The 12898-nt window shown below is 57.0% G+C and carries 10 protein-coding genes; 1 reads left to right on the top strand and 9 read right to left on the bottom strand.

The annotated features are described in order from the left end of the window. Positions 1–14: 14 nt before the first annotated feature. From ADM64_RS02105 to dapB, 9 genes are all read right to left on the bottom strand, one after another. The gene (locus ADM64_RS02105; RefSeq protein ID WP_016422606.1) at positions 15–557 is read right to left on the bottom strand and encodes a CinA family protein; all 543 of its coding nucleotides are present in this window, start codon (positions 555–557) and stop codon (positions 15–17) included. Positions 558–581: 24 nt separating this feature from the next. Beyond that, the gene (gene pgsA / locus ADM64_RS02100) at positions 582–1148 is read right to left on the bottom strand and encodes a CDP-diacylglycerol--glycerol-3-phosphate 3-phosphatidyltransferase (RefSeq protein WP_016422605.1); all 567 of its coding nucleotides are present in this window, start codon (positions 1146–1148) and stop codon (positions 582–584) included. Positions 1149–1179: 31 nt separating this feature from the next. After that, the gene (locus ADM64_RS02095) at positions 1180–2313 is read right to left on the bottom strand and encodes a TerC family protein (RefSeq protein WP_016422604.1); all 1134 of its coding nucleotides are present in this window, start codon (positions 2311–2313) and stop codon (positions 1180–1182) included. Positions 2314–2549: 236 nt separating this feature from the next. Next, the gene (locus ADM64_RS02090; RefSeq protein WP_049193034.1) at positions 2550–5846 is read right to left on the bottom strand and encodes a DNA translocase FtsK; all 3297 of its coding nucleotides are present in this window, start codon (positions 5844–5846) and stop codon (positions 2550–2552) included. Positions 5847–5951: 105 nt separating this feature from the next. After that, on the bottom strand, positions 5952–6569 hold the full coding sequence (locus ADM64_RS02085) for a TIGR03085 family metal-binding protein (protein WP_049170848.1): 618 nt from the start codon (positions 6567–6569) through the stop codon (positions 5952–5954). An 89-nt stretch (positions 6570–6658) separates the two neighbouring features. After that, positions 6659–8740, bottom strand: a complete 2082-nt coding sequence (locus tag ADM64_RS02080; RefSeq protein WP_049170842.1) for a ribonuclease J — start codon at positions 8738–8740, stop codon at positions 6659–6661. Then, positions 8740–9645: a 4-hydroxy-tetrahydrodipicolinate synthase gene (gene dapA, locus ADM64_RS02075; protein ID WP_049170841.1), complete on the bottom strand. Its 906-nt coding sequence runs from the start codon at positions 9643–9645 to the stop codon at positions 8740–8742. Before dapA ends, ADM64_RS02080 begins: the two co-directional genes overlap by 1 nt. A 58-nt stretch (positions 9646–9703) precedes the next feature. Further along, positions 9704–10456, bottom strand: coding sequence for an FAD-dependent thymidylate synthase (gene thyX / locus ADM64_RS02070; RefSeq protein ID WP_049170838.1), 753 nt, complete (start codon positions 10454–10456; stop codon positions 9704–9706). 20 nt (positions 10457–10476) lie between these two features. Continuing rightward, positions 10477–11229: a 4-hydroxy-tetrahydrodipicolinate reductase gene (gene dapB, locus ADM64_RS02065; RefSeq protein WP_049170836.1), complete on the bottom strand. Its 753-nt coding sequence runs from the start codon at positions 11227–11229 to the stop codon at positions 10477–10479. A 264-nt stretch (positions 11230–11493) separates the two neighbouring features. On the opposite strand from dapB, the gene ADM64_RS02060 reads away from it, so the two are divergent. Next, positions 11494–12882: an MDR family MFS transporter gene (locus ADM64_RS02060; protein ID WP_224433133.1), complete on the top strand. Its 1389-nt coding sequence runs from the start codon at positions 11494–11496 to the stop codon at positions 12880–12882. Positions 12883–12898: the final 16 nt, after the last annotated feature.

The following is a 12898-nucleotide window of genomic DNA, read 5'->3' as shown; positions in this document are numbered from 1 at the left end:
AATTTTCAAAAATTCTACTCACCGTCGAGATTCTGCAACAACAGTTCTAACGCCAATACCACTGCTTGACGACGAATCTCCGCGCGCGACCCCTCTTTATTCACCGGCAACCTAACAGCAGTTACCCCATCAAGGTACGAAACTCCCGGCGGTTTCAGACCACACCAGACTTCACCTACTGGGTGCCCATCCTGCATCGCTGGACCAGCAACGCCAGTTAGCGAAATCCCCCAGTCCGCCACTGCTTTATTTGCCACTCCAAGTGCCATATACCGGGCCGTCAACTCGGACACGGGGCCATATGCGGCCAAAGCATCCTTTGGCACGTCGGCAAGCAACGCCTTCGTGTCAGTGGCGTAAGTGACCACGCCACCGCGGAGAACGGCGGAGGCTCCCGGTACGGAGGCAACTGTAGCGCAGAGAAGACCTGCGGTAAGTGATTCTGCGGCTGCAAAAGTCTCGCCACGAGCCGTAAGCGTTTGGACGAGTTGAAGCGAAACGCCATCGACACCGTCAGCGTTTTCGTCGCTCTGGGCGAGGCGTTCGACTGTGTTCACAGCTTTACCCTCCACTTAATTTCTCTACGAGACCTTTCGCGCATCCACAATGTACTGGATACCAGTACCGACGGTGACGACAATGGCGGCAACCATCACAATCCAGGACGGCCAGAACAACCAGTCCACTGGCATCAGGAAGAGCCCCACTGCTACAGACTGCAGGACCGTCTTTATCTTGCCGCCCCGAGAAGCCGGAACAACACGCCCCTGACGCAGGGCGAACATACGCCAGATGGTGATGCCACCTTCGCGAATCACGATGATGACAGTCACCCACCACGGCAGAATGTCGATGATGTTCATACCAATCAGCGCAGCCAGCATTAGAGCCTTATCGGCAATCGGATCGGCAATCTTGCCAAAGTCGGTAATGAGGTTACGGCTACGTGCGAGGTGCCCGTCCAACTTGTCAGTCGCCATCAGAAGCGCGAATACGACAAACGACCACCAGCGCCAATTGGTGGCTTCGCCGCCCTCCTGAAGAAGTACCCACAGGAACACCGGTACTCCGAGGATGCGAAGCACGGTCAGGAAATTGGGCAAGTTCCAGTTGGAAACACGGCTTGTATCAGCACTTGGAGCAGTCACAGTTGTTACCTTATCTCACAATCGTGTTCGATTAACGCCCAGGCTCGTTCTTACCGGTGTGTGAACCGTTAGTTTCGCTTCCGGCCGACGTTGACCCCTCACTGACAGAAGTAGAGGAGGCGTGAGAGCCGAGGCCATCGCGGCTTCCATCATCATCGTGGTGAACACGCGGAAGGGCAATCGCACCCATGTTTTCATCACGCTTGCTCTTGAGCCACGATGCCAGGACAGTCACCACCAGAACGATGACGATGACCGCCAGCGACGCCCAGGTCGATACTTCAGGCACCGACACGTTCTCACCGCTGTTGATAAACGGCAGGTTGTTTTCATGCAGTGCGTGCAACAGCAACTTCACACCAATAAAGGCCAGGATGACACCCAGGCCATAAGCCAGGTACACCAAGCGATCCAGCAGACCGTCGAGCAGGAAGTACATCTGTCGCAACCCCATGAGAGCAAGGGCATTTGCAGTAAAGACGATATATGCCTCATCCGTCAGGCCGTAGATAGCCGGGATAGAGTCAAACGCAAACATCACATCGATAAAACCGATGGACACCAGCGCGATGGCAAGTGGAGTCAAGTAACGCTTGCCGTTTTCCTTAACGGTCAGCTTGTCCTTGTTGTAATGGTCCGAAATTGGGACGATTCGACGCAGCCATTGAATCAGCTTCATATCCGACGGATCGGGTTCCGGCTTATCGACGGCTTCGTCGTACACCGTCTTGATAGCCGTGTAAATCAGGAAGATTGCAAACAGGTAGAAAACGTCAGACCACTTGGCAATAACTGCCGCACCAGCCCAAATGAACAGGCCTCTGAATACCAGCGCCATCGCAATACCGAACAGCAAAACCTTTTGTTGGTACTGGCGCGGAATCTTGAATGCGCCGATGATGAGTGCAAAGACAAATAGATTGTCTACGCTGAGCGCCTTTTCGGTGATATAGCCCGATAGAAACTCAATGCCTCGGTGGTGATCCCATAACAACCACACCATTCCGCCGAAAATTAATGCCAAGACTACGTAGAAAGCGGTCCAGATGCCGGCTTCCTTCATAGTTGGGTTATGCGGCGTGCGAACGTGTGCATAGAAGTCAAAGGCGATAAAACCCATGACGACCACAATGGTGATAATCCATACCAATGCGGGGACATGCATATTAAAAAAAGACCTCCGGTCGTGCGAACATGAACCGGAGGTCTCTCCTGCTTCTGCCATAGTGGCAAAAGTGACGGCACCGGGATTCGATGTGCGCAAGACGAGTCTGTGCGTCCAATCCGTGCTGACGATAACCGTCACGGGCTAGCGGAAAACATCCACTTTTACCGGGGATACTCCCCTCCACGTGTGCCGACTATACACGCAATCAGAAACGGCGGTAAGGCTGGGTCGTCCTACGCCATAGACTGATTCGGATCAGCGTCGACTACGTTTACTTCTTCCTTAGGAGCATCCTCCGGGTTTGCGCCCTTGATCATCCACTTAATGGTTTCGAGCTCCTCTGGTTTGACCAGCACCTCACGTGCCTTAGATCCCTCTGACGGTCCAACCACTCCGCGAGTTTCCATCAGATCCATCAGTCGACCGGCCTTGGCGAAACCGACTCGCATCTTGCGCTGCAACATCGAGGTCGATCCGTGCTGTGCGGTGACCACCAGCTCGACTGCCTGAAGCAAATCTTCCAGGTCATCTCCGATATCGGGGTCAATGTTGCGCTCAGCCTCAGCACTCTTATCCTCCGTGACACCCTCGGTGTAATCCGGCTCGGCCTGCGCCTTAGCTGCATCGACTACTGCCTGAATCTCTTCGTCTGTGACGAAGGCCCCCTGAAGACGTCGCGGCTTGCCTGCACCCTGTGGGATGAACAGGCCATCGCCCATACCAATGAGCTTTTCAGCACCGCCCTGGTCAAGAATGACGCGGGAGTCCGTGAGCGACGAGGTAGCGAATGCCAGTCTCGATGGCACGTTCGTCTTAATCAAGCCGGTGACCACATCCACAGACGGACGCTGCGTAGCCAGCACCAAGTGGATACCGGCAGCACGGGCCTTTTGCGTGATGCGCACAATCGCATCTTCGATATCGCGGGGTGCGGTCATCATCAGGTCTGCCAACTCGTCAACGACACAGACAATGTACGGGTACGGACGGTACTCGCGCTCCGAGCCAAGTGGGGTCGTAATCTCACCGGACTTGACCTTACGGTTGAAGTCCTTGATGTGACGGACGCGGGCGGCCTTCATGTCCATGTAGCGCTGTTCCATCTCTTCAACCAGCCACTGCAGAGCCGCCGCGGCCTTCTTCGGCTGAGTGATGATTGGCGTAATCAGGTGAGGAATCCCCTCATATGGAGTCAGCTCGACCATCTTCGGGTCCACCAGAATCAGGCGGACATCCTCCGGGGTCGCACGAGTCAGCAGCGAAACCAACATCGAATTTACGAACGCGGACTTACCCGAACCGGTCGAACCGGCAACGAGAAGGTGCGGCATTTTCTGGATGGAGTGCGAGATAAACTCGCCCTCAATATCCTTACCGAGACCGATCAGCATCGGGTCATCGTTCGCAACGGTCTTGGGCGCGTTGAGTACGTCGGCAAGCCGAACCATCTCACGGTCGTTGTTCGGCACCTCGATACCAACGGCCGACTTTCCCGGAATCGGAGTCAGTAAGCGGACATTGTCGGTCGCTACCGCGTAGGCAATGTTGGACTGCAGGTTCGTGATCTTCGAGACCTTCACGCCCGGGCCAAGCTCGACCTCGTAGCGAGTCACCGTCGGACCGCGAGAGAAACCAGTCACCGCAGCATCGACCTTGAATTCTGCGAATACTTCAGTAATCGCCTCAATCATGCGGTCGTTCGTCGCCGTACGTGTCTTGGGACGCTCACCTGGAATCAACAAATTAGTCGATGGCAGGTGGTAGTCAGATTCCGGCGTGCGTGCCGACGAACCGGAAGTACCCTCGGCATCCTTTTCCAATTCAGACTTCGGAGTTGTGGCCGGAATCTTAGAGGCATCGATACCAGAACGAGCGGCAATGGCATCCATTGTGCGGCGGGTAGCCTCAGACACTGCATCCCGCGAATCATCGACAGACGACTCGCCCTGCGGCGCGCTCGCCGGCTCTACGGCCTCAGGTTGAACAGCGGGCTGTTTCGGAGCTCGGGAATCGGAAACACAATTCCGTTCGCTGTTATTAGCTGCAGCAGCCTCCTGCGTCGGGTACTCGGAGTACTCGTCATAATCCTCGTCGACAGCGTGGTAGTTCGTGCCCCCGACAGCTGGAATAGTCGATTCTGTCTCAGCGGTGTCGCGATGTACTGCATCCGACTGAGCTTCCTCCACGTACTCAGCTGCCGGAAACGCCGGCTCCACTGGGGAAACTCGATTGGAGTGCGGTGCCCCATTCCGGACATCGAACACTGTGGTCTTTGCCGAATCGTAGTCGACATCCTCAACCTGACGGGCACGTCGCGGAGCCTGTCGGTTCCTCTGCGGCTCTTCGTCCAAAAGATCGTAGAGGTTACCGTCAGTATCCGGTTCGTCGTAAGGCGCGGGTTCGGGTGCGGATATACGGCTATCCGCGCCACGGCGGGACGCTCGGTAAGCAGGGCGACCGGTCGAACGAGACGAGGAATGTTGCGTGCGGCTGCTGTGGCTTGGGCGACGCTCAATTAGCTGCGTCGGCTGGTCAAAGTCCTCATCGGCATATGCGGTATCGGAATCCCAGCTCGCACGACGTTCCAGCATGTCATCGACATTGCCGTAGGGATCGTCCGATTCCGGCTCGTCGCCGGCACGACGCGAAGACCACTCGGAAAAGTTGAAGTATTCCTTAGTGGCATCGATAAGCTGGCGCACCGTCGCGCCAGAGAGCACCAGAGCGCCGTAAAAAACGATACCCAGCAACAAAACCACGGCGACCCACGAGGTAAACCCGGCTGCTAGCGGCGAACCGATATAACCACCAATTGCGCCACCAGCTGCACGTCGCCCCTGCCAGTCCGCAGGACGACCCGAGCCGATATGCACAATTGCGAGCAGCCCCACCACGATCAGCGAAGCTCCAGTGATGGTAGGTGTCAGACGTTCACGGCGCGGCATAGCATCCAGCATCATTAATACGGAAACAACACCGAGCAGCACCGGAAGTACAAAAGCGCCGATACCAATGAGCGTGCGCACTGCCGTTTCAATGAACTCCCCCACTGGCCCTGCCAGGTGGAACCATGTCGAGCCAGCGAGCACAATCGCCAACGCCAGCACGAGTAGTGCGAGGCCATCCTTCGATCCCGGTTCGCCACCCTCATCGAAGTCTGCGTCGAACTCGTCAGCTGGCACGGAGGCCGGTGCCGGCGGTTCAATTACATCGTCATAGCCGCTAGCTGCTTTACGACGCTTCCTACGGGGCTTCGTCGAAAAATCGGCGTCTCTTTCGCGCCGCGACATATTCTCCTCTTCGTTTCGCTTATTTTTGCGACCGCTGACCCGCCGGGCAAGACCGGCCACGCCGCGGGCAGTTTCAGTCCAGGCGCTGGCCAAGCTATTGGCCACGAACGACATGGCGCTAGGAGTGCGCTCGAATTCCTCCGTGGCGCTGTGCACGGGGTATCGCCGCGTGGCATCTGTCTCCGCAGAGCGGGAAGATCCACGACGATTGTCAGTTCTGGTTCGGCTGGTCGCAGACATGACCATTACCTTACAGCTAACACCGGATCGTTTTCACATTAGTCACACGCGTGTCATTGTTTAACAGGCGTGCTGTCGCGACCGTCCAGAACTGAGAACGTGATTTTAAAGACTGTTGCGCTTGATGCCCGATTCGTCACCGTCGATGGTGACGCGTACCTCGTCACGGCCATAGAGCCACAGCACCAGTTCCCCGACGCTTCCGCGGACAGTCACAACTGGAGCACCTTTAGCACTGTTGTCGATTAGGGTCACCGCAACTCCGTCGTCACGCATTAGCACCACGGTCGAGGTCGAACCGCGCAACATCATACGGCCGGCAGTAGTGACCAGACGCCACAGGTCCGACACTCCGGAGGGCGGCAGCTGACGAACGGTCCAGCCTTCCTGGGCACGACGGACATCCTCGTGATGGACGAAGTTCTCCGCAGCGTTGACGTAGCGGTCTGCCCAGTTCATTGGATTCCATCGCGGAGCACCACTACCCCACTTCCCCACCACTTCGACGTAGGGCATTCGATTGACCTCAGCGGTAACAGCATCGAGGCGGTCCGAAAGCGCCTTGACGAACATCCCGCCCGCGGCATCCAGACGGTTTTCACGAATGTACAGGTGGTTGGCAAGATCCCGGGTCGTCCACCCCTCGCACAAGGTCGGGGCGTCGGGGCCGACGCTGAGCAGTAGATTAGCTAGGTCTTCACGTTCCCGTTCAGCAAAAGTCATAGCTCCAGCCTAGACCAGGCACGGAGAAGCCCGCATCCACACGGTTGTAGGTGGATGCGGGCTCTTACGCTAAAAGACGCTCTAGAAATTTAGATACTTTCGCGCGACTCCTGGATTTCCTCATCGGTAACCTCTTCGGCTGCCTCAGAGGACATCGGCACGATTGTCGGAACAACCATCGGGCTGCGACGCCACTTCTGGTTAATGACACGCTCGGTGCGGCGACGAACTTCCTGAGCCATACGGTACGGGTTGTTCTCGCCACTGCCAGCCAGGTCAAAGAGAGTATCGTCAACGACCTGCTCGACGGTTTCGAGCACTTCCTTGGCGTCGTCCGAGTAACCGCGAGCCTGAGCCCGTGGCTTCTCCAACGGGCGGCCAGTGCGGTTATCAATGACGGCTGTGACGGTGATAAGACCACCTTCACGCATTTCAGCACGGTCTGCCAGCACGTCAGCGTCGACGTCACCCATGGTGACGCCATCGACGTAGAGGTTACCGACCGGAACCTGGCCAACTACACGAGCGCGGCCATCAACGAGGTCGACTACCACACCGTTCTGAGCCAGGACAACGTTCTCTGGCTTCACGCCAGTGGACACAGCCAGCTCCTTGTTGGCACGGAGGTGGCGCCACTCACCGTGAATCGGCATGACGTTCGACGGACGAGCTGCGTTGTAGAGGAACAGCAGCTCGCCGGCAAAGCCGTGACCGGAGGTGTGAACCTTCGCATCCTTACCGGTGATAACCGTGGCACCAATTTGGGCCAGCATGTTGATAACGCCGAAGACTGCCTCTTCGTTACCGGGTACCAGCGAAGAACTGAGGATAATCAGGTCGCCATCACGGACGGTGATCTGACGGTGCTCACGGCGGGCCATGCGAGACAGCGCAGCCATTGGCTCACCCTGCGTACCGGTAGTCACCAGCACGACCTTGTGGGGCGCCATGCGAGCGGCCTCGTTCATTTCCACAATGGTATTTTCCGGAGCGGTCAGCAGCCCCAATTCCTGCGCGATGCGCATGTTGCGAATCATAGAGCGACCGTTGAAGGCAACCTTGCGGCCAGCCTTAACAGCTGCGTCGATGACCGCCTGCACGCGGTAAACATTCGATGCGAAGGCCGCGACGATAACGCGCTGCTTGGCATCCATAATCAGACGGCGCAGAGTTGGAGCCAGCTCCGCCTCGGATCCCGAGAAGCCCGGAATCGTAGCGTTGGTGGACTCACACAAGAAGAGGTCGATTCCCTCATCACCGTAGCGGCTCAGCGCCGGCAGGTCAGTCGGCTTTCCGTCCGGCGGGGTCTGATCCATCTTCACGTCACCGGTGTGGACGACCATGCCGGCTCCGGTCTTAATGACGATGCCAAGGCACTCCGGAATCGAGTGGTTGACATTGAAGAAACGCAGATCGAACGGGCCACGCTGAATGTGGCTGGTGTCGTTGACCTCGATGACCTTCGGGCGCTGACGGTGTTCCTGTGTCTTGGCCTGAATCAGTGCCAGGGTAAAGCGAGAAGCAATAATCGGGATGTCCGCGCGCTGCTTGAGCAACCAAGGGATAGCACCGATGTGGTCCTCGTGACCGTGGGTGACCACGAGAGCTTCCACGCGATCCCACTTGTCTTCCATGTAGGAGAAGTCAGGCAGGATCAGGTCAACACCCGGCTCATCCGAGCTCGGGAACAGCACGCCGCAGTCGACGATGATCAGGCGGTTCTTGTACTCCAACACGGTCATATTGCGACCGATTTCGGAAATACCGCCCAGTGCAACCACGCGCAGGCCGTCCTTGGGGGCCTTCGGCGGTGCAGGAAGACGCTGGGTCAAGTCCGCACCCTGCATCGACTGGACTACGTTACGACGGTTGCCACCGCGTCCGCCACGGCCACCCCTCGAACTATTTCCGCGATTACCTCCACGGCCACCGCGACCACCGCGGGAACCGCGGTTGGAAGAATTCGAGGAACCTTGGGACTTCTTAGCGTTACCGGAGTTCTTACGCTCACCGGAACGCTGCGAGGACTTCGAGCCGTTGGATTTAGCTCCACCCTTGTCGGAACCCTTGGATGCAGAGTTATTGGACTGCTCTGCTGCAGCCACGTCGGACTCGGAAGGCGGACCAGCCTTACGAGTTACCTTGCGGGCGCGATTGCGTCCTTCAGCCACTACAGAACACCTGCCTTCCGCATAGCTTCTTCAAGCACCTCAAGCTGCTGGTCATTTGCTGCAATTTGCGGCAAGCGTGGATCTCCTATCTCAATGCCCTGCAGACGCAGAGCGGATTTAGCAAAACTTACACCGCCAAGTGCAGCCTGAGCGGCAAACAGCGGAGTCATCTTCGCGTGGGCAGCCTGCGCACCAGCAAGGTCTCCCTTGTCAAAGCAAGAGCGCACCTCAGCCAGCAGCTGCGGGGCTGCATGTCCAATAACGGAAATAAACCCGGTGGCGCCAATAGACAGCCACGGAAGGTTCAGCACATCGTCACCGGAGTACCACGCCAAATCAGTATTAGCGATAATGCCGGCGGCAGCTCCCAAATCCCCCTTGGCGTCCTTAACAGCCTGGATTCTCGGGTGCTCCGCCAACCGGTAAATGGTATCAACTTCAATCGGAATAACCGAACGCGGTGGAATGTCATACAGACACACCGGCGCCTCGGTTGCGTCAGCCACTGCCGTAAAGTGACGGTACAGCCCCTCCTGGGACGGCTTGGAGTAATACGGCGTGACGACGAGCAGCGCATCCGCGCCCGCCTCCACAGAAGCCTTTGCCAGCTCGATGGACCCGGCCGTGTCATTGGTGCCGGCACCGGCCACGAGCTTAACCTCGTCACCCATCTCTGCACGGACAGCTCGGAGAAGCTCAAGCTTTTCCTCAACCGTCGTAGTAGGCGACTCGCCGGTAGTACCGGCCAGAATGAGTGCATCGCAGCCACCGTCTACAAGATGACCAGCGAGCTGCACACCCGCCTTGACATCGAGGTTTCCGTCCTTATCAAAAGGGGTCACCATAGCTACGGCGACGGTGCCGAAAATGTCAGCACCGCGAGTTGACGCAATTCCTGTGCTCATTGTTGACTACCTTTTCTTAAAAATCTCAATCGACTATATCTTCACACTGTACGTGCGATTACCCCTCGAAGGCGTAAGGACTCGACGCGACGACCGACCCATCCTTCAGAGTGTTAATCTCAAAATCCCCAAAAGCAACAGGAGCACAGCGCTGCAGCTCCCGCAGGCAAGCCACTGCCAACTCCCGAATTTCAGCATCGGCATGCTCAGTCGCACGCATCGAAATGAAGTGGCGCCAAGACCGGAAATTACCAGTAACCACGATTCGAGTTTCGGTGGCATTGGGCAAAACCGCCCGGGCTGCCTGGCGTGCCTGCTTTCGCCGCAAGATAGCGTTGGGCTCGTCGGCCCACTTCTCTTCCAGTGCGTCTAATAACTCACCATAGGCGAAACGGGACTGATCAACCGCGCTTTCGAAAACTCGCAACAGATCCGGGTCCTCCGCAATTGCGGGAGGAACCACAACATTGTTGGAACTGGCCGGCACAAACCGCTGCGACAACTGCGAAAAGGAAAAGTGGCGGTGCCGTGTGAGTTCATGTGCACACGAGCGCGACAGCCCACGAACATAGATGCTTGCACTTGCGTGTTCAAAAAGTGAGGTGTGGCCTACCTCAAGCACATGTCGCAGATATCCCCTATTCGTCGCCGTTCGTGGATTGGGCTTGTCCCACGTTTCATAACAAGCCCTGCCGGAGAACTCAATCAATGCTTCCCCACCATCGGCATCGGTATCAAAGTCGATGTCCTCCGGCGGGAAGAAGTTGGTCGCGGCGATTAGCTGCGCCTTGAGAGTGACATTTTCAGACATTTTCAGTTAACTCCCGGCCATTAAAGTCCCAGGAACGGCTCCAGTCCCACAGTCAGGCCCGGAAAATCCTCAATCTTGCGCACACCCAGCAGAACGCCTGGTACGAAGCTGGTGCGCGAGTAGGAGTCCTGCTTGATGGTGAGCGACTGCCCTTCTGCACCAAAGATAACGGTCTCGTGAGCCACCGAACCGGTCATACGGACTGCGTGCACCGGAATGCCCTCGACCTCAGCACCGCGAGCACCATCGAGAGTTTGCTCAGTGGCGTCCGGCTGCTCCCCCATGCCGGCTTCCTTGCGAGCACGAGCAATAGCCTCAGCAGTGTGGATAGCGGTGCCCGAGGGGGCATCCTTCTTAAAAGGGTGGTGCATTTCGATAACTTCAGCGGAATCGAAGTACGGAGCGGCTAGCTCCGCCATCTTCATCGTCAGTACCGCGGAGATTGCGAAGTTCGGTGCAATAAGAACATTGGCCTCACCGGCGGCGTCGTCAAGCCAGCGCTGCACCTGATCGAGGCGCTCCTTGGTAAAACCCGTAGTACCCACGACGGCGTTGATGCCATTCTTAATGCAGAACTCAAGATTGCCCATCACAGCGTCGGGCTGAGTAAAGTCAACAATGGTCTGCACACCAGCGGTGACAAGTTCATTCAGGTCATCGCCAGAGTCGAGACCCGCTGCCAGCTCCAAATCGTCGGCGGCTTCGACTGCCTCGCAGATGGTGGACCCTACCTTGCCCTTGGCGCCAAGTACGCCGACCTTGATATTGCTCACAGCTATTGTCCTTTCCCAACGGGTTTATCTTTCTCCCTTACCTTAGAATGTGTTGGCCAACTTGTGTGCCAATGCCCCCGTCCGCTTTGCCTTTTTGTCGACTTACGACGGGGTTTTTGTTGCGCTAAGATTCCATATCTTCGACAATTACCTATTTCTGTACCGATATATAGAAAGAGACTTCAATTGGTTTCTGAATCTGAAGATTCCGAACTCAGCCCAAGTTCGGAGGCACCACAGGCCGATGCGCCCAAAAGTGCTTATATGGCCATTTACGTGCTACTAGCTGCGGCATTCATGGCTATCTTGAACGAGACGGTCATGAGCGTCGCAATTCCCGTCGTCAAGGCGGACCTCGGAATCAGCGCAGCTACCGCAGGCTGGCTGACAACATCGTTCCTACTGACCATGGCAGTTGTCATTCCGGTCACTGGATTTCTCATTTCGGCAGTGCCGTTCCGCATTCTTTTCGCGGTCAGTCAAGGACTATTCGTCGTGGGCACTCTCATCGGTGCTTTCGCGCCAAACTTCGCGATCGTTCTGCTCGCACGCATTGTCCAAGCGTCCGGTACCGCAGTGCTGCTGCCGCTGCTGATGACCACGGTGCTCAACGTAGTACCGGAGCATGAGCGCGGGCGCATGATGGGACGAATGAGCGTGGTCATCGCTGTCGCGCCTGCTATCGGACCGACCATCTCCGGTCTCATTCTGGAGATTGCCAATAACAATTGGCATGCGCTTTTCGACACGATGTTGCCGCTCGGCCTAATTGTGCTGGTAGTGGGCGTCATCCTCGTTCCCAATATTGAGGAAAACTCCGCGAAGCCCATCGATATCCTCTCGGTGTTCCTCAGTGCCGGCGCATTCGGCCCGCTGGTGTACGCGCTGAGCCGCGTAGGCGCAGAGTTTTCGCTTATCGACGGAATCCTGTGCGCAGTCGGCATCGTGCTGTTGGTGTTCTTCATCATGCGCCAGCGCCGTTTGGCACCGCACAACCGAGCTCTGCTGGATCTTCGAACCTTCCGCACAAAGAGCTTTAGGCTGTCCACAATCATTCTGACCATTGGTTTCATGCTGATGTTCGGTGTGATCATCATTTTGCCGCTCTACCTCAATCTGCGAGGTGTCGACGTCAAGACTATTGGTTTGATTGTGATGCCTGGTCCACTGGTTATGGGTCTGATGGGACCGGCTGTCGGCCGGCTCTTTGACAGCTATGGTCCGCGCCCACTGGCAATTCCCGGCTCCATTGTCCTTGCCCTCGGTCTTTTCGGGCTCGGCTTCATCTCAGCATCGACTCCGCTATGGTGGATTGTCGCCTGCCACATCGTCCTTGAGATTGGCCTGGGGCTGCTGTTTACTCCGCTGTTCACATTCGGTCTTGGTGATCTTCCGAAGCGCCTCTACCCGGATGGCTCAGCAATCATGAACACGCTACAGCAGGTTGCCGGCGCTGTCGGTACCGCACTGTTTGTGGCGCTGTCAGCTGTTATTGCCACTGGCCTGTCCGGCACTGGTGCAGCAGCTCCTGCCGCCGACGACTTGATTCGTGGCTATAGCATTGCGATGTTTACCGCCGCGGGATTTGCCGTGGTGCTAATCTTCCTCACCACGCTGCTCAAGCCGCAGCGGAAGAAGATTGCATTACAGTAGCCCCCCCCAAGACCGG

The organism is Corynebacterium sp. 401_CJEI, from assembly GCF_001076435.1.
In the GTDB taxonomy this organism is placed as follows: Bacteria; Actinomycetota; Actinomycetes; order Mycobacteriales; family Mycobacteriaceae; genus Corynebacterium; species Corynebacterium jeikeium_D.
This window is presented reverse-complemented; position numbering and strand designations above follow the sequence as displayed.

Coding starts and splice junctions, on each gene's coding strand:
- ADM64_RS02090 (WP_049193034.1), bottom strand. CDS start 5,846: ATGTCTGCGACCAGCCGAACCAGAACTGACAATCGTCGTGGATCTTCC.
- ADM64_RS02060 (WP_224433133.1), top strand. CDS start 11,494: ATGGCCATTTACGTGCTACTAGCTGCGGCATTCATGGCTATCTTGAAC.
- dapA (WP_049170841.1), bottom strand. CDS start 9,645: ATGAGCACAGGAATTGCGTCAACTCGCGGTGCTGACATTTTCGGCACC.
- ADM64_RS02085 (WP_049170848.1), bottom strand. CDS start 6,569: ATGACTTTTGCTGAACGGGAACGTGAAGACCTAGCTAATCTACTGCTC.
- ADM64_RS02095 (WP_016422604.1), bottom strand. CDS start 2,313: ATGCATGTCCCCGCATTGGTATGGATTATCACCATTGTGGTCGTCATG.
- thyX (WP_049170838.1), bottom strand. CDS start 10,456: ATGTCTGAAAATGTCACTCTCAAGGCGCAGCTAATCGCCGCGACCAAC.